This is a genomic window from Desulfogranum marinum, from assembly GCF_963675105.2.
Classification (GTDB): Bacteria; Desulfobacterota; Desulfobulbia; order Desulfobulbales; family Desulfobulbaceae; genus Desulfogranum; species Desulfogranum marinum.
In genome coordinates, this window is sequence record NZ_CAXXRO010000004.1 from 1,900,698 (window position 1) to 1,918,980 (window position 18,283).

General features: G+C 44.8%; 14 protein-coding genes and 1 tRNA gene. 3 read left to right on the forward strand and 12 right to left on the reverse strand.

Features of this window, described 5'->3' with window-relative positions:
• Window positions 1-21: 21 nt before the first annotated feature.
• From ACHZCY_RS17090 to minC, 6 genes are all read right to left on the reverse strand, one after another.
• A complete protein-coding gene (locus ACHZCY_RS17090; RefSeq protein ID WP_319549768.1) occupies window positions 22-1,368 on the reverse strand; it encodes a dihydrolipoyl dehydrogenase family protein in 1,347 nt (448 codons plus the stop codon).
• A gap of 47 nt (window positions 1,369-1,415) precedes the next feature.
• Window positions 1,416-2,540, reverse strand: a complete 1,125-nt coding sequence (locus ACHZCY_RS17095) for a sensor histidine kinase (RefSeq protein WP_319549769.1) — start codon at window positions 2,538-2,540, stop codon at window positions 1,416-1,418.
• A 303-nt stretch (window positions 2,541-2,843) separates the two neighbouring features.
• Window positions 2,844-4,883 (reverse strand): alpha-amylase family glycosyl hydrolase, encoded by a 2,040-nt coding sequence (locus ACHZCY_RS17100; RefSeq protein ID WP_319549770.1) that lies wholly within the window; start codon window positions 4,881-4,883, stop codon window positions 2,844-2,846.
• Window positions 4,884-5,427: 544 nt separating this feature from the next.
• Window positions 5,428-5,694: a cell division topological specificity factor MinE gene (minE, locus tag ACHZCY_RS17105; RefSeq protein ID WP_205222679.1), complete on the reverse strand. Its 267-nt coding sequence runs from the start codon at window positions 5,692-5,694 to the stop codon at window positions 5,428-5,430.
• 3 nt (window positions 5,695-5,697) lie between these two features.
• Window positions 5,698-6,513: a septum site-determining protein MinD gene (gene minD, locus ACHZCY_RS17110; RefSeq protein WP_205222680.1), complete on the reverse strand. Its 816-nt coding sequence runs from the start codon at window positions 6,511-6,513 to the stop codon at window positions 5,698-5,700.
• An 85-nt stretch (window positions 6,514-6,598) separates the two neighbouring features.
• Window positions 6,599-7,366 carry a septum site-determining protein MinC gene (gene minC / locus ACHZCY_RS17115; protein WP_319549771.1) on the reverse strand — a complete coding sequence of 256 codons (768 nt, stop codon included), beginning with the start codon at window positions 7,364-7,366 and terminating at the stop codon, window positions 6,599-6,601.
• Window positions 7,367-7,858: 492 nt separating this feature from the next.
• Here minC and ACHZCY_RS17120 point away from each other — a divergent pair.
• Together ACHZCY_RS17120 and ACHZCY_RS17125 are read left to right on the forward strand one after the other, a co-directional pair.
• Window positions 7,859-7,933, forward strand: a tRNA-Gly gene (locus tag ACHZCY_RS17120).
• Window positions 7,934-8,305: 372 nt separating this feature from the next.
• Window positions 8,306-8,770, forward strand: coding sequence for a YehS family protein (locus ACHZCY_RS17125; protein WP_319549772.1), 465 nt, complete (start codon window positions 8,306-8,308; stop codon window positions 8,768-8,770).
• Window positions 8,771-8,804: 34 nt separating this feature from the next.
• Here the strand turns inward: ACHZCY_RS17125 and ACHZCY_RS17130 are convergent, their stop codons facing one another.
• Window positions 8,805-9,977 carry a sigma-70 family RNA polymerase sigma factor gene (locus tag ACHZCY_RS17130; protein WP_319549773.1) on the reverse strand — a complete coding sequence of 391 codons (1,173 nt, stop codon included), beginning with the start codon at window positions 9,975-9,977 and terminating at the stop codon, window positions 8,805-8,807.
• A gap of 679 nt (window positions 9,978-10,656) precedes the next feature.
• Here ACHZCY_RS17130 and ACHZCY_RS17135 point away from each other — a divergent pair.
• A complete protein-coding gene (locus ACHZCY_RS17135; RefSeq protein ID WP_319549774.1) occupies window positions 10,657-12,267 on the forward strand; it encodes a SulP family inorganic anion transporter in 1,611 nt (536 codons plus the stop codon).
• A 260-nt stretch (window positions 12,268-12,527) separates the two neighbouring features.
• On the opposite strand, the gene ACHZCY_RS17140 is transcribed toward ACHZCY_RS17135, so the two are convergent.
• From ACHZCY_RS17140 to ACHZCY_RS17160, 5 genes are all read right to left on the reverse strand, one after another.
• Window positions 12,528-13,292, reverse strand: a complete 765-nt coding sequence (locus ACHZCY_RS17140) for a substrate-binding periplasmic protein (RefSeq protein WP_319549775.1) — start codon at window positions 13,290-13,292, stop codon at window positions 12,528-12,530.
• Between the two features lie 294 nt (window positions 13,293-13,586).
• Window positions 13,587-14,867, reverse strand: a complete 1,281-nt coding sequence (locus ACHZCY_RS17145; protein WP_319549776.1) for a citrate synthase — start codon at window positions 14,865-14,867, stop codon at window positions 13,587-13,589.
• A gap of 521 nt (window positions 14,868-15,388) precedes the next feature.
• Window positions 15,389-15,619: a hypothetical protein gene (locus ACHZCY_RS17150; RefSeq protein WP_205222687.1), complete on the reverse strand. Its 231-nt coding sequence runs from the start codon at window positions 15,617-15,619 to the stop codon at window positions 15,389-15,391.
• A gap of 731 nt (window positions 15,620-16,350) precedes the next feature.
• Window positions 16,351-16,581 (reverse strand): hypothetical protein, encoded by a 231-nt coding sequence (locus tag ACHZCY_RS17155; protein WP_319549777.1) that lies wholly within the window; start codon window positions 16,579-16,581, stop codon window positions 16,351-16,353.
• Between the two features lie 241 nt (window positions 16,582-16,822).
• Entirely contained in the window at window positions 16,823-18,208 is a 1,386-nt protein-coding gene (locus ACHZCY_RS17160; RefSeq protein WP_319549778.1) for a sigma-54 interaction domain-containing protein, read from the reverse strand.
• Window positions 18,209-18,283: the final 75 nt, after the last annotated feature.

The following is an 18,283-nucleotide window of genomic DNA, read 5'->3' on the forward strand; positions in this document are numbered from 1 at the left end:
GTTGACTGCCCGTGCCCCGGTTTAACGAACCATGTATTTCAGGTCTGATGTGTACGTGGGGTAGGCCCACATAAATTCGGCAAGCTCATGTGCCTTAATTCGGTGTTTTATGGCCAGGGCAAAGATGTTGATCACCTCTTCGGCATTGTGCCTGACGATATGTGCCCCGAGAATGTGGTCGTTGGTGGTATCGATGAGGACTTTGTAATACCCATGGTGCTCACCTATACGCAGTGATGAAGGCCATTTGTTTGTCGAGCCTTGATTGGTGCGGTACGACAACCCCTGTTCTATGGCCTCTTTCTCTGTTACTCCCACCGAGCTTATAGCTGGAATGGTAAAGACAACACTGGGCACCACTGCATAATCAATGGGAGTCTTGTTGGTACCCAGGATGTTGCCGACAACAATCTGGCCTTCGTAATCGGCTACCGGAGCGAGCATGTGGCCGGTTGCAGCACAATCGCCGATGGCGTACACCTTCGGGTTGGAGGTACTTTGCAGGTAAGGGGTCACCTCTATGCCATCTGTACCATGGGCCACCTGTCCATGGTCACCTTCCAGTACTGCCACATTGGGTATTCTGCCGGTTGCACCGATGATGCAATCTGTTGCATAGGTTTGCCCCTCTGAGTCGTGGACAATAAAGTGCTCGCCGGCAGGCGTGATCTTGGTGGGAAACCGGTTGAACTGCATTTTAATGCCTGCTTCCTTGCTTGCTTCAATCAGGACTTCGACCCCATCCTGCTCAAAAGTTTTTAAAGCCTTTGCTGAGCGATGCATGAGGATCACCTCTTCAGCACCGGCTCGGATGGCAATGTGAGCAAATTCAAAAGAAATATAGCCACCGCCAATAAAGAGCAACCGTTTGGGGAGATGAGGCAGGTTAAGAAAATATTCACTGTCGTGGATGTATTCTGCCCCCGGGATCGAACTGCTTTTTGGCAATGCCCCGGTTGCAAGAACGATATGGTCGGCATGGAGGTGGGTATCGTTGACCTTGATGGTATCTGTATCGGTCATGACCGCTTGGCCATGGAAGGTGGTGACCCCTTTTTTCTGCCATTGGCGTACATCGGCTTCCGAGCGGCCCTCAAGGAATTGGTTTTTTAAGCTTTGCAGCGCCTCCCAATTTGTTTTTGGCGCAGCTGTGATTCCTTGACCAACCAGCTGGCTTGCCATGGCAACCGCTTGTGCATTACTGACCAGGTATTTTTTTGGCTGGCAGCCTCTGAGGGCACAGGTACCCCCAAAGGACCTTTCGTCAACCATGGCAACCTGCTGCCCTGCGCGCACAAGGCCATCCACAGCATAATAGGCTGCTGTTCCCGAACCGACCACGATGGTATGAAAATGTGTAGTGCTCATATGTAGTGTTTGTATTGTAAGAGGATAGTTATTGGATGGTCATTGTATTAACAAGGTAAGGTAAGTCTAAAAATCGTTCCCTGTTCTTTGGAGGTCGAGAAGTCCACTTTACCGCCAAGATATTCTTCTGCAAAAAGTTTCATCGAATATGTTCCAACCCCTCGACCGGCACCATCCTTGGTGCTGAAATTACGTTGGAAGATCCTGCGCCCGATGTCTTGTGGAATGACTGCCTGGTTCCACACGCAGTAGGAAACTCGGTTGGTCTCTTTTTTCAGCCAAATCTTTATCTTTCCGTTTTTACTGGTTGCTTCTAAGGCATTGGATATCATATTGGACACAATTCGGAGCAGTAGTGATCTGTCTGTTGTGATGGAAAAGGAATGCAGTGGTTGTGCAATATCGAGCTTTCTGCTCTCTGCCAACGGGTGACAGGCAAAAAAATCCTGTAGTTCTTTGAGGGATTCATACGCATCAACAGGCTCGCATTTCGGCTTGTAAGCAGACAGATCACTGTTGATCAGTAATTTTTGAATAGTCAGTTCCTTGGTCATGCGCACAGACAGGTTGCGAATAATTTTAGCCAGGTTTGACTGACTGTTTTCATAGTACAGCAGCTCACTTGCTCCCAGGAGCCCGGTGAGCATGTTACTGATGTCATGAAAAAAGGTACGCTCCAGAGCCGCACGGTGTTGTTCGACGGTGATGTCCTGCAAAAATAAAAGAACAAACCTGTTGCCATCAATTTCAATGGGCTGGGACCGAACTTTCAAGGCAATGTCTGTGGTATGCCCATTCTTGTCAACGGCCATGGCACACAAGCGCTCCACTGTTTCATTAGAGGTCAGGCTTGCGACGATGGCAATGGCCGCTCCGCAGGTGGAACAGAATTTGGTAGTGCCGCAGCCTGCCGGTCCTTCATGAGCGTGGATACAGTGCAGCGCTTCTCCCGGCCGTAACCCCAGCGTTTCAACAGGAGATTGAATGCCGAGCATTGCACAGAAAGAATCATTTAAGCTGATAATTTGCCGTTTATCATCCAGGATGGCCAGCAGGCCGCTTACTACGTGCAGCAGGCCTGAAACAACCGGATCATCATTGACCTGTCGAATTCTTTTTTGGAGTGTAAGCTCGTCGTTGCGTTTGGCTTCTGCAAAATAAGTTTCTATCATTGTTTTTGATATACTCATTGTACCAAAGAAACCCGTGGAGCGGTATATTGGGCCGGCTGGTTTTTGTTAGGGAGCTATTTTTTTAGATTCTAAGTAGTTAGTAATGAATGTTCTTTTTTCTATTAAGCATATGAACAGAAAAATACAAACCTGCCAACATGAAAACTGTCTTTTAATAGATACACTTCGTTTTTTATTTTTTGATACGCTTGGAATGCGACAGGGTATTATCTCACCGTATTATGGAGAGGTTATGATGTATCTCTCACTTGTTTGTCTGGTTACCTTGCAGAGCAATTGTAATCATTGGTAAATTACAAAACCAGCTGCCGGAACCGTGACATTGATAGCAGAGCCGTTGCCTTTTTCAACTTTGAGTAGATGTCCTTTTTGACTGGCATCGGTGGAGAAAATGCATGACATGCTGCTACCTGGAGGGTTAATGGCGAAATCAACCGTTACTCTGACGGTTAACGACTGGTGAGCATCGGTATTGATTGCGCATACATATTCCTGGTCAGCAAAAATTCGTGACCAGGCAATAATCCATCTCAGTGTACCATGTATAGGCTGGGGAAAGTGAAATGCTCCGTCGCTCCCTTCCACCTGTCTCAGATACTGACGGCCACGGCGCAGAGCAATATGTTTTTTTCGCAACCGGCAGAGGTCCTGAATAAGACGGTAGGTTGGGTGGTTCTCGTTGAAAAAATGCCGCCCGGTACTTTGCAGGGAGCCGAATGGGCCGCCAAACATACATTCGCGGAGAAATACATCGCTGTATGCATCCTCATTGGTACGATAGTCAGCGCCATTGAATCCCTGTTCCGTACCGTAATAGATACAGGGAATCCCCGTGGTGGTCAGGTTTAATCCAAGGGCCATGGCGAGGAAGCGAAAGCTGTCCTGTTGTTGGCCGCAGAAACGGAATTTGTGTTGTGTTCCGACCTGATCGTGGTCATCAAACATGGTCACTACGTGTTCACCAAACCATTGGTGGGTATGCTTGTGGTCAAGCAGACTGTTACGGAACAGATCAAAGTAACCTTCTTGCGCATCGGTAGAAGGATTTCCCGGGCTGCGCCACCCTTTAGCAAGAAATTCAAGTCGGTCCGGAATTTCGTTGATACCGAGAGCGGCATCAATGCCGGTTGTATTCAAGATGTTGACAGCGTGTGCCCGACCACCCGTTATCTCGCCTATCAGGTAAAAGTTTTCTTTGCCGATCGACTGGGCAAATTCATGTATGATATTAGCGAACAGGCGTACTGCCCCGGGTTCCATATGTTTTACTGTATCTATTCGGTAGCCGTCAATGTCAGCATACCCAATCCAAAATTTGTACACCTCAGCTAAGTGGAGTAAGGTCTGTGATGCCCGAAACTCCTTGATTCGTTTGTGTACGTCCCCGGCAATCTCCGGTGCTTTAGGCGCAATGCCGTGATCCAGATCTTTGAGTGCGCAAAAATCGCCGTCAAGATAATCGGGAAAATTATCCCAGTGGGTTATCTCCCCTTTCCGTGTCCATGCGTTTGATTGCTGAAATTCAGCAGGCCAGACACCACCCCCCGGCCAGGTGTCTGGAAAAAGATGGGTATCGATTTGGGCAAAGGGGATACCGCCTGGGTCATGACTGTGTTGACGGAAACCATTAACCGGCCATTGTTTACCCTGGTAATACCTGTATTGATCATTGTTCTTGTAGGCAAACACATCACCGGCGTGGTTGAGGATAATGTCGAGAATGACTCGAATGTTATACTCGTGAGCTGTAGTGACAAATTGTTTTAAATCCTCACGGCTGCCGAAATGCGGATCAACGTCCAGGAAGTTTTGAATACCGTATCCATGATAGTTGTCGCTTCCTTCCACCTGCCTGAAGACAGGACTCAGCCATACTGTCGTAATGCCCAATCGTTGAAGATATCCCAGTTTGTCGTGGAGGCCGGCGATGGTCCCGCCACACCATTTTTTCCCTGATTGAAACCAGTTTTCCCTGTCTGCCTTGCCTGCATCTTTTTCCAGGTTAAACAGTGGGGTGGTGCGCCCGGATTCCGGTCCTGTTATTGGATTGCCGGCACTATCTGCAAAGCCGTTATACTCTCTTCCATCAGAATAACGATCAACCAGGAGAAAATAGAGTACCTCGTCTTCCCAGTTAACTGGGGAGGGGTAGTAATTCTGCTTATCTGTGAGTGCGGTGAAATCGATTTGCTTCAGGCTTTTTTCCACATCATGCTCATGATTGGTATGGTTTACCAGGGTATTGAAGGATTTCGGCTGAGAGATATTTTTGTTTGAATTTCCCTCGTTTCCGATGTTTGGGATGCGTGTGTGATCAGACATAGCAGTTTTTCCTGTATGTGTAGCTGGGGTGACGAAACCTGAAACCGTTGATGGTCATGATGGTCATGATGGTCACTCTGCCTGGCACTGAAGCAAAGGATGTGCCATCGATCCGGCTAAAAGACAAGTAGTGGTCAATCCACTGTAGTGCTGTTGTTCAGGAAAAGAGAAGTGACAGAGAGGAGACAAGAAAAGCAGGTTTTGGTGCATATGCACCAGAATTGGTGGTGTATATCAAGCAGTAACCAACTGGAAAAGGCTGGAAGAGGAGGGGGGCAAGAGAGGAGAAGAAAAGAGGTATAGGGCTTTGTATCGTGTTTTGGTAAGAATTTTTTCGAGTTGAATGCGATGCTTTATCTGGAAGGCATTAGCCCGGATTTCTCATCAACCGTAGTAGGACTGCGCATTCTTCTTTTTTCAACAAGGGCCTCCGGCGATAATCGCTTTGACCCTTGTTGTGATGATGGGAATCGGTACGTCCCAAAAATACAATCCTGTGTGAGTAACAAAAAAAATCAGGAGGGCTTAGATATTGTTCGCTGCATTAACTGGAGGCCGTAGGTTCGTCAGGCAGGGTGATATTGAGTTCCAGCACTTCGCAATCTCCTTCTTTATCCAGTTGAACTTTAACAGCTCCGTCTTCAACCTGGATATATTTTCTGACAACCAGCAGGAGTTCTTCCTTCATCATAGGAAGATAATCCGGACCGTTGCGTGTTGTCCGCTCCCTGGCAACAATGATCTGCAGCCGTTCTTTGGCAACTGTTGCTGTTGTTTTCCGATTGTTCCGGAAAAAGTCTAAAAAACGCATTCGTTAGCTCCTGAACAGTCGAAATTTATTAAAAAATCCCTTCTTCTCCACTTCCACAAATCTGTGTACGAGGTCCTCCCCCAACAACCTGCTCACAGCATCTTCGTAGGCCTGGCCTGCATCACTTTCACTGGCTAAAATGATTGGGCTGCCTGCGTTGGAAGCCTGCAGTACGTCCTTTGATTCAGGGATAACGCCCAACAGCGGAATGGCTAATATTTCCTTTACATCATCAACGCTGAGCATTTCTCCTTTTTCAACCCGCGCAGGTTCATATCGGGTAAGTAATAAATGCTCCTTAACCGGTTCTCTTCCCTCTTCGGCTCGCCTGGTTTTACTGGCTAACAAGCCGAGTATACGGTCGGAATCGCGGACTGAAGAAACTTCAGGATTTGTTACCACCACTGCCTGATCGGCAAAATACATGGCCATAAAGGCCCCACGTTCTATGCCAGCAGGGGAATCGCAGACAATATAATCAAAGCTTTCTGCAAGCTGATTGATAACTCGTTCCACTCCTTCAATATCAAGCGTGTCTTTATCGCGTGTTTGTGAAGCAGGGAGGATAAAGAGATCTTCCACCCTTTTGTCTCTGATTAGAGACTGATTGAGATTGGCCTCATTGCGAATGACATTAACAAAGTCGTAGACAACCCTTCGTTCGCAACCCATAATCAAATCCAGGTTGCGAAGGCCGACATCAAAATCGATGACTACGGTTTTGTACCCTCGCATGGCAAGGCCTGTACCAATTGCGGCGCTGGTCGTAGTTTTACCGACCCCACCTTTTCCAGATGTTATGACGATAACTTCTGCCATCGTTTATCCTCCGAATTATTCGTTAATTGCTTTTTATGTGCGTTGGAGCACCTTGTATTATGATCAATAAAGGCTGGTAAGTGTCTCATCTTAGAGACTCTATCTTGAGTTGATCCTCTTGCAGATATATTTGAACTGCCGTTTTGCGCATATCGGATGGCAGATCATCGTTGATGATGTAAACGCCTGCAATAGAAACAAGGTCGGCCTGGAGATCGTTACAGAATACTCTGGCACTTTCCTTTCCCCGTGCACCTGCGAGTGCGCGGCCTCGTAGGGTACCGTAAACATGGATATGGCCGTCTGCCATAATCTCTGCTCCGGTGCTCACCGATGCGAGAACGATCAGGTCTCCTCCACGGGCATAAACCTTTTGGCCGGAGCGTACCGGCTGGCGAATAACAAGGGTTTCAGTGTGCGGTGCCTCTTGGGGAGTAACTGCTTCTTGCGGGGCAGGAGGACTCTGTACCGGCTCTTCTTTTATTTCCGGTTGCGGTGATTCCACAACCGTATCGTGCCGAGCTGTCCCAGCCGCCGGCCAGACGGCAATGTTTCGGGCCCTTGCCGCGAATTCCAACGATTCTTTTGCACCTGTGATGCCAACTGGGACAAAATTATTGGCAGACAGCAGTTCACATGCTTTTTCAAGCCAACTCCCGTCAACTTCTTGATCAAGTTGTCCGAAGTCAATCATGACAGGCGCATTGCGAAAAAACTTAGGAGCCTGGGCAACTTTTTCCAGAAGTTGGCGGTCCAGTTCTTCCAAGTCTGTACTGAATAATTCCAACACTGTGAGAGACACCATACGCGCTTTGATAGCCGCTGCTGCATCCTGTTCGCTAACTGACATCATTTTCAGCCTTTCCACTGCTCAAGCATGATCCCAGGAGCGTGGTTAATTTCTAATTTATCTATCACGGTGAACTAAAAAATGTTGCGTTTATAATTTGAAACTGCTGTATTTACCGCATTTAACCATCGAACATGAGAGTTGTAGCTTTCAATGAAGCGGATCGATATTTGTACCCTCAGCTGACGATTGATTCAACCAATTAATTTCAGGCGCCAATAAAAAAAGACCGCGATTTTAACCTGTCAGGCGAGGGGAATAAAAAAAAGTAAAATTTGTTTAAAGATTATACAGTCGCTGCGGATTCTCTGTATGTCTTTGAAGTGGTGTTGTATACATGTTGTATAAAGATCGTTTTTGAACTTGTGGTGAAAGCTGAACGCTAAGAAAACGGGCTTGATACGAATGATTATGCTCTCTGAATGAAGAAAATTAATTGACACAGCCCGGAAGAGGGGGTATCTTCCCCGCCGTCTGCCGAACACAAATTGCTGAGCGGGAATAACTCAGTGGTAGAGTGTAACCTTGCCAAGGTTGAAGTCGCGAGTTCGAATCTCGTTTCCCGCTCCAGTTTTTTCCTTTCGATTAACCTTACCATCACGTTGTGGATGCAGGGTAAGTCGTCCAGTTATTCTTTTCAGCCCCTCCTGCTCATAAAACTCCTGTACTTTACACTGTTTTGCTAAATATTGCTGTTATTGATTGCCATTGTCTGTAATGAAGACGGGGAATCGTTTAGCTGCTACAGCGTTTTGCAATCCCAGATTACAGAGTGCCTTAACAGAAGTCTAGGCTACCCCATGAAAAACCCTTGGTCGCTGTGGACGATCGTCTTTTACTCGCTGCTTTTTTACGTGATTGTATCACGTTTTTTATATGGATTGATACTTGAGACATCTGCGACCAAGATATAATCAGAGAAAATAATACAAGGAGATTCTTGTGACCAATAATTTTGTTTTGCGAAGTCTTCGTTATACCTTTAATTGTAACGATTCGAAAATGGTTGCCATCTTTGGTTTAGGTGGAGCGGAGGTAACGCGCGGGCAGATAAGCGACTGGCTCAAACAAGAAGATGATCCAGCTTACCGAAATTGTAGCGACACCAAGTTGGCTATGTTTCTTAATGGATTGATTGTTGAGATGCGTGGTAAAAAAGAAGGCGTCCAGCCCCAGGTGGAGAAACGCCTCACAAATAATATCGTTTTGGTGAAATTGAAAATTGCACTGAGTCTTAAAAATGAAGATATTTTAGAGATTATGGAGCTTGCCTATATACGGATAAGCAAACATGAATTAAGTGCATTGTTTCGTAAGCCGGGGCATAAAAATTACCGTGAATGTAAGGACCAAATTCTACGTAATTTCCTGAAAGGGGTGCAGGTGAAATACAGGCCAGATAAATGAAAAGAGAGCCGGTGGCCGGCAAAAGAACCGGTTTCTACAGATTAAGCGAGACATGCAAATGTTTGTGTAATTTCAGCAGTGCCTTTTTTTCAAGTTGGTATACACTCCCTCGGGTTACGCCATAAATACGGCTGATCTCCACCATTGATTGGGCACGCCCCTCATACTCTCCCAGACCATATTTTCTTTTCACTATGTCGGCGCTTTTGGCAGGCAGAACACTATCAACAGCCTCTAAAAGTTTGCTGTGCATCTCCAGTTGCTCGACATGTTTTGCTGGATCTTGCCGGTAGGAATATTCGTGTTGCGGTTCTTCTTTTTCCCCAAGGATAACTGTTGAATTCATCAAGGTAGTTACGGCTGCATTTTCGGCAACCGTGTCTCCTTTTCTGGCAGACCTGGAAATTTCCTCAATGATGGTTGCCGGCACCCGGATCAATCTCCCATTTAGCGACTGGAGTTGAACCTCACGTAATATCCAAAACGATGCATAGGTCGAAAATCTGCTCCCCATGGAAGGATGGTATCTGTATGCAGCTCTTGCAACGCCAAAGCTTCCGATTTGGTGGGCGTCTTCAGCTGTAATGGAATGTTTGTAGGTATTGCTGATTTGTGAAGTTATTTTTCTGACAAGTCCGGTTGTCAGGAGCATATAAATATTTCGCAAAGTATTCAGGCGCTCGATCACTGCTTGCAGTTGTCGAAATTCTGGCCTGTGGGTGAAGCTGGGGTCGGCTTTATAGATGATCCTGGCCCATACCCTTGCCAGTACCAGGTGTTGGAAGGTTTTAGCCAAAGGAATGGATGCACTCATGGTTGGTTGGCTGAACAACTGTAATGCTTCCTGCCGTTCTGCTTCGGAAGTGCGGTCGGCGCGTGAGAAAAATATTTTTCTGTCTTTGCTAAGATAAATATTTTGAATAATCGTCAGTGCTGCTTGGCGAAACAGGCAATGTTGGGCAACCAGTTGAGTAAATCGGTGTCTCTGGAGCAGGACTTCTGTTGCCAGCTCGCCTTCATCATTTTTGGAAAGATAGAGATGTCTCCCCGCTATATCGTCTGCATTCAGCACACTTTCAGCTGCAAAACATTTTGCCTCCAGACCGGCACTCAGCCCCAGCGCTTGTACCTGTTGAGTGAATGAAGTAGCTGCAGAGCTGGTTGTCGGCAGGTCGATAATGTTTAGTGAAGGTATCTTACAGGTCATGTTGTACGGAGTAACCTCTGCGCATTAGAGCGTATGATTTTAGGGTACCTGGAAAAAAAAAGATTTTTTGATCAAGGTCGGATAACTCATGACACCGTGGCATGGAGAAATTTTACCACAGGCATATAATTGACAGCGGAGTCTTCGCTTCCCTCCGAGGAAAAAAACATAACGCAGGGATTGGAGGGGAAAGCACATTTTCAAGATATCCTTTAAATCGTTATGGAATGTTAGCCAGTTGTATCGTGTAGAAGATACGTAAGCCGCTTTGCCTCGGTATTGCCAAGTCTTGAAACACAGCGTACTTTGTGCAGCGTCTGAGCTGATCGAATTCTGGTAAAAAGGCAAGCTGGACATCCGGCATACTTGCAACGCCAAGCTTCTGAGTAAGCCCGCTTTTTAAAAATTATCTGTTAAGAAAAAAATTAAAACAAGTTTTTTTTGGATGAGTAAGAAGTCTTGTTGCTTAATGTGGTCGATTTTGTCGTTCGGTGGCAGCATGGGGTTGGTTGTCTCTCATCTGCTGGACCTCTCCCGGATTTCCCTTGCTATTTGCCTATAGAACATATAGGGTGGCCGTCCTTTTAAAAAAGATTATACGTATTTCTACCATGGGCATAGACCTCCGTTGGAGGGCTGTGCCCATTTTTATTTTCACCTCAAGTATATAGCGAGATTTATGGTTGCACTGATAAGAAAAAGTTCAAAAAATATTAAAAACGAAATTACCTCAGGACTTACCGTTGCTCTGGCACTTGTGCCTGAAGCTGTAGCATTTTCCTTTGTAGCGGGAGTTGATCCTTTAGTCGGACTCTATGCAGCCTTTATGGTCGGTCTTGTCACTTCTTTGTTCGGCGGGCGGCCGGGGATGATTTCCGGAGCCACTGGAGCACTTGCCGTGGTCATGGTGTCGCTGGTAAAAGAAGGAAATGCTATGGGGCTGGCGATGGCAGAACCTGTGATGGATATGGGACTGCAGTATCTTTTTGCTACAGTGCTCATCATGGGGGTGATTCAAGCATTGATGGGAGCACTCAAACTTGGCAAATTTATCCGCCTTGTCCCCCATCCGGTAATGCTCGGTTTTGTTAACGGGCTGGCTATTGTTATATTTTTGTCCCAATTGAATATGTTTAAGAGCGTGGATAAAGGCATTGCTCATTGGCTGCAGGGAGATGATCTTCTCATTATGGCAGGGCTGGTGCTCGCGACCATGGCAATTATGCTCGTTTTGCCGAAGATTACCCAAAAAATACCAGCAGCTCTCACGGCTATTTTGGTAATAACCGCTCTTACTCTGGGGTTTGATCTTGACGTAGCCACGGTGGGATCATTTATCCGGGATGGTGGTGGAGACGGACTCAAGGGCGGGCTTCCCGTGCTGCAAACACAGATATTTACCATCATTCCCTGGAACTTGGAAACATTGACCTTTATTCTGCCATATGCCTTTATCCTGGCCGGTATAGGTATCATAGAGTCCTTGCTCACCTTAAATTTACTGGACGAAATCACCGAAACCCGTGGAAACAGCAATCGGGAATGCGTAGCCCAAGGGACTGCAAACATCGTTACCGCTCTTTTTGGAGGGATGGGTGGATGTGCGATGATTGGTCAGTCCATAATTAACGTTAACTCAGGCGGTCGAGGCCGTTTATCCGGTGCTACTGCTGCAGTTGCCTTGCTTTGTTTTATTCTTTTTGGTGCAAGCTATATTGAGATGGTACCCATTGCAGCCCTTACCGGTATCATGTTTATGGTGGTTATAGGCACCTTTGCATGGTCCTGTTTTCGAATCATTTACAAGATTCCCAAGGCCGATGCTCTGGTTCTCATCATGGTCTCCGGCCTCACTGTAGCTTATGACTTGGCTGTGGCTGTATTCATAGGCATTATTATGTCGGCACTGGTTTTCTCCTGGGAAAATGCACTGAGGATTCGGGCGCGAAAAAAGTTTAAACAAGACGGTACCAAGGTGTATGAAATCTGGGGACCTTTGTTTTTTGGCTCTACCCAGATGTTTGTTTCCAAGTTTGATGTGAAAGGGGACCCGGATACTGTGGAAATAGATTTTATAGAGTCCCGTGTATCAGACTTTTCAGGAATTGAAGCAATTTCAGGGGTGGTGGAAAAATATGAAAAAGAAGGCAAGAAAGTTACACTCAAACATTTGAGCTCAGATTGTAAAAAGCTGCTCAATAAGTCTGATCGGAAATACAAAACTATAATTCAAGAAAAAGTCGATGATCCCAGATACTGGGTGGTGGCTGATCCTAACAGTTTTCACTGATGCACTGTTTGGTTAGTAGGCTGGGGTTGACAACGGGGAAAAATAGGGAAAAAGAGCTGTTTCTCAAAAGATTGTAACCCGAATGTATCATGCACTTTTTGATTGAAAACGAAAAACAGACGGTTAATTGTACGATTCCTCTTTAAGTAATAATATCAATTAATTGAGTTTGAAATAAAAAGTGCATGAGCAATTCCTGATAACGGCTTTAATGTTGGGCAGCTTGCCAAGAAGCGAGAAGGCCATTGTGCTTGGTGCTGTCAGTAACGGTCCACAATCGAAGATATTGTACCATCCTGTTGCATTTGGTTGATAACCGTGTCGAATTCTTCTAATAGACTCAAGTGGGTGCTTTTTTTGTTTATCAGGAGGTGGAATGGAATGGTCGATAAGTTTATTCCTGTATCCAGAATTTCTTTTTCCAGCCCAAGTCGCTTTAAGGTCGGTTTTGCCGCAGGGGGCCATTCGATAACCACATCACCACGTTTATGAGCCAGCATCTGCCAAACATTTTCCAGGTTACTGCTCTCGTAAGTCTTGATACCTAGTGACTGGACATTGGTCTTGTGCCATCCATTGCCGCTATAGGTGATAACAGCAAGCTCCATGGCTTTAATTTCAATAATTTCATTGATCTGCTTGACTTGATCGATGCGTGGATGGTTGTTGTAAGTGAAGAGATGCTGTGATTTGGAGTAAAAAGGTCTCTTGCTGGAACGGGCATAGAACAGTCGTTCAGGAGTGGGGAAAGTTAGTATGGCATCAACTCTACCGTTTTTCAGGTGTTGCTGGCAACGAGCCCATGGGAACGGTCTCCAGACGAGAGGAATCCCCATCCTTTTTTGAAGCGCTTCGGTGATAATATCATAAAAAATACCTTTCATTTCACCAGATTCATCAATCCAGTGAAAAGGCGTAAAGGTGGGGTAGGCGATTCGTAACGGTAGTTGTTCTGCGTTGGTTGTTGGGTGCCGGAAGCAAAAGAGGACAGTCAGTAATATCAGGACCAGTTTTTTGGTACTCATAAAATGTTTTTTTGAAATCGGGCTAGTAATGATTTTAAATTACCGTATCGATATGAGACATGAAATGCAATTGAAAAGAACTGAAAAGGTCGGCTGGTTTTTCAAAATGAGACGTTCCCTTTGGCTTCTCTATTTCCGTTAACCAAAAGGTGCAAAAAAGTCAGGTTGATTAAAATGTTGTTGAGATGATTGGTCAGACAAGGGGGAGGTTGGCTCCCCCCTTGTGATTATCTCATTGAACCCGGTGAGCGGAAGCACACTATGGATTCAGATAAGCTCGGGAACTGCAGCCCGCTACCGGGCGTGAATAGGGACATAGTCATATTGCTGGTGACCTGTATAGATCTGGCGAGGGCGGCTTATCTTCCAGTTAGGATCATCCATACTCTCTTTCCATTGGGCAATCCAGCCTGGCAGTCGGCCTATGGCAAACATCACTGTGAACATATTGGTGGGGATGCCAATCGCCCGTAAAATAATTCCGCTGTAAAAATCAATGTTTGGATAGAGGTTATGGTCGATAAAGTAAGGATCTTTTAAGGTCATCTCCTCAAGTTCTTTAGCTGTATCCAGCAGCGGGTCAGTGATTTGGATTGCTGCCAGCAAGTTATCACACATTTTTTTCATGATTTTTGCGCGGGGGTCATACGTTTTGTACACCCGGTGACCAAAACCCATAAGTCGAAAAGGATCGTTTTTATCTTTGGCCCGCTGTATTATTTTTGTGCAATCACCGCCATTGTTGTGAATATTATCAAGCATTTCGATGACCGCCTGGTTGGCACCCCCATGCAGCGGCCCCCAAAGGGCTGCAATGCCTGTAGAAATGGCGGTATACAGGTTTACCCTTGCGCTACCTACCATGCGAACGGAGGAGGTTGAACAATTCTGCTCGTGGTCGGCATGAAGAATCCAGAACACCCTGAGCGCATTAACTGCCTCCCGTTTAATTTCGTAAGGGGTTACCGGGGTGTCAAACATCATGTTGAGAAAATTTTCGCAATAGGTCAGGTCCGGTCTTGGTAATACTATTTCATGACCTCTGGAAATTTTATACGACATGGCCGCCATTGTGCGTACTTTTGCCAATAACCTGGTCACCGTGATGTTGATTTCCTCTTCCAGCGTATCAAGCTCCGGGTAAAAGCTTTTCATGGCATTAACCATGGAAGAGAGGATACCCATAGGGTGAGACGCTCTTGGGAAATTTTGATAAAAAGCCTTTAAATCGGTATGGACCAGACTGTGGTCGTTAAGCCTTACCGATAATTGGGTCAGTTCATCCCGATTGGGCAGCCTGCCATTGATGAGCAGGTAGGCGGTCTCTTTGAAGGATGCCTTTTCAGCCAGTTGTTCTACCGGGATCCCTCTGTAGCGCAGGATGCCTTTTTCTCCATCCATGAAGGTGATTGCACTCAGGCAACTGCCGGTGTTGGCATACCCAGGATCAAGGGTTATCAATCCTGTCTCGGTGCGCAGCCTCGATATATCAATGGCTTTTTCCCCTTCACTTCCAGTTACTAAGGGGAGTTTTACTTCTTTACCACGATATGTAAGCGTGACAAATTCGTCCATAATACCTCCTGTTACCCCGTTAACTTGCTTTATAGGACAACTTAAGATACGGGGCGATGTCTGAAATTATAGCCTTTCAACATCGATATACTAAATATTTTCCAAAAGCTAAAAACATATGCGCTTTGGAGTGCAAATCAGCGATGTATAGCTCTATATTCTTTATTTGTTTAACAAAAATGAGACTCTTGGCCGTAGTTTGAGAACAAATGTAGGGTAGCGCCATCTATTTTTATGATGTTCGCTTGCTAAGCAACATCACCTTTTATCGAAACTCGACGTCAGTCGTTCCCTTGATAGAATGTTCTGATCCCGGCTGGTTGTAGTATTTAACTCTGTAGATCGATAAAGAACAGAATTACAGTCAATTTATAGCTAATAGAAAAGGGCAGGATTTAGAAAAAATCCTGCCCTTCAGAATGCAGCTATTTTAGTGCCGTTACCTTATTAACCGCAAAGAGCTGGAAAGGTTGCCTCACCTTTGTCTTGCGATCTTGTCGGAGAAAAAAAGCTTTCTCTTTTTAGTGATTTTCAAACATCACATCACCAAAATAATCATCTGTATCGTATCTCTTTTCAGCTATAGATAATTTCACAGGCTTTTTGGAAGTGAGTATATATTCTGTTCCACATTCATAGCAAACTACCAAATCACCTTTAGCGAGATAGTACATAATCGGAATGTATTCCAAGCAAATTTCGCATTTCTCGAATCGGTTATTGTCTGCTTGATGTTTATTAGCTCTGCCCATTTCAATCTCCTTAATTTGTTGGACAATGGAAACGTGATGGAATTTATAAGCAATAAAAGTGCCAGCTCAAATAAATGCTATATGTTGTAGCTATAGGGGCATTGTACTGCAAAAAGAAAAAACGTGTGGTGAGAGTACGGAGAGCGATCGCATTCCGAAAAAAAATATCATGGAGGGGGAGGTGAATCTTAACTTTTTGTTATTATTATTTTTAAATGCAAAAGTTCCGATTTGTAGGTTAATTTCCGATTTTTATAATTTTTATCCTGCACTTTTATTCATTGAGTTGAATGCGTAGCCTGTGCTCTATTTCAGGTGATTGCCACTGAAAAAAAGTGGCTTGATACAAAAAGCTTACCCTCTGGGGAAAATTTGAACATAACGAGGTAAGCGCAAAGCACCGGGAGGTCGGTTAAGTGATATCGTCAAAAAAACCTCGAGTATTAAATGAATCCTGCACGTGGAATGTTGGGAAAAAATAAATTTTACCTTAAAAACAATATATTGGGCAGATAATTTATATGAAGTTCTATTCACTGTATGGGTGAATCTGTTTTTTTCACCTCCAACGCCTTTAGGCATCGGCAATTTCGCCTAATCTGCTTGGTTACCGAAGGCTTGAACTATTTTAATACGTCTGTGCCTTCGGTGCCTCGCATCTCCGGCAGGTCGTGAAGACTCCGAAATTGCCGATTCCAGGATTTAGGTTTTAAACAAACGGGGATCTCTTTTTAGTATTCTTCAAACATCAAATCTCCATAGTAGTCGTCTGGGCCGTAACTGCCTTCAGCTATAGATAGCTTCACAGGACTTTTTGATGTGAGTATGTATTCTGTTCCGCATTCAGAGCACATTATCAAGTCGCCTTTACTGAAATAGTAATCAATTGGAATGTCTTGCCTGCAAATTTCGCATTTCCCAAATCGGTAATTGTCAACGCGATGTTTATTGAACTTGCCCATTTTAATCTCCTTAAAATGTTAAAAAATGGAAACCCGATGGAAAAATGGCAATCAAAAAATATGCCAGCTCATTTGCATCTCGTATGTGTCTGTTGTTTCCTTTTTTTTTCGGAGAGTGGCGTAAGCCGTACGATGACCGTTGTCGAACGGAAAAATTCCGGAAAAATGATGCAAAATGAAAAGGTGAAATGTAACTAATTGATATCTTAAGTAATAAATAAAAAATTCCGAACTGCTGATTTTATTCCGATTTTCTAAAGTCTTCTTTCTTTAATCCGTGTATTTTCATTTTGTTATACAGAGCTCTTGGAGTTAATCCCGCAAACTGTGCTGATTCGCCGATGCGTCCACCAGTGTATTCTAGTAGCTCAACAAGATATTTTCTTTCTGCAGATTGATTGAGGAAATTTTTATATGATTTTAATGATGTACCAGGACGAAATGCGTGGTCAGCCAAATTCGTAGTGTCAATTACCGAGTCAGTGAATAGTTGATTGGGTATATGAATCAGGTCAGCCGTTATAATTTCAGTGTTGGCAAGCATCACCGCTCTTTCTAATACGTTTTGGAGCTCTCTGATGTTACCAAACCAGGGCACAGAGAGGAGAATTTGCATGGCTTGTTCATCCACTCCTTTAACGTACTCCCTACCGTTTCTCTTTTTTCTGTTCACGATATGCTGAACCAACAAAGGAATATCTTCGACTCTGTCACGTAACGGCGGGATATGAATTTGAAATACAGAGAGTCGATAATATAAGTCTGAACGTAGTTGGCCTGTTTTTAAAAGCTCGAATGGGTCGGTGTTCGTGGCTCCTATAACTCTGAAGTCAGTATTGATCTCAAGGTTCCCGCCCAGTCTCTGCAGCGATTTTTCCTGCAAGACACGCAATAATCTGACTTGCATTGCCGGAGACATTGATTCAATTTCATCTAGAAAAAGTGTCCCTCCGGAAGCATGCTCTATCTTGCCGATATGTCTTCTGTTTGCTCCAGTAAATGCGCCTTTCTCAAACCCAAAGAGCTCAGACTCTAAGAGGCTGTCTGGTAACGCGCCGCAGTTGACGGCCATAAAAGGGCCCGAGCGGCGACGCGACTCATTATGAAAAATATTAGCGAGAAGTTCTTTGCCTGTACCTGTCTCGCCTAATAGAAAAATTGGGGAGTCAGTAGGAGCGATATCTTTAACCAGATCCAGTAATTTCTTCATCAGTGGACTTTTAGTAAAAATTGCCTCTACTCCGGGTTGCTCTTGAACATAACCCGCAAGGTACTTTTTGCGATTTTGTTCTCGTTTATTATGCATCAGCTGAGAAAAACAATTTGCGCTTTTAGCTAACTCTTCTTCTTTAAAAACCGTGGCACGTTCAGGTGTCAGGTTCTCAATGGGGGAATGGAAAAGAAAAATATGAGGGGCTGGATGGGTTGCCAATAATTCGGGGAGGGCAATTTCTGGGATTTCCGGGTGTGCGGAATCAATGAGCCAAATGTCAAAAATACGAGAAAAGGCGGTCGAATAAAATGCAGAGGCAGAGTTTATATGAATAAAATTACATGAAAGAGATGAATAGCTCTTTACAAGGTCATTATAGTTTTTTGTAAGACCAAAAACGAGAATATTAAACATTGATTCAGAATTTTTTTGTTACAATAACAGTCTGTTATGTGTGATGAACATTACGATTATTCATTTGCTTTTGAG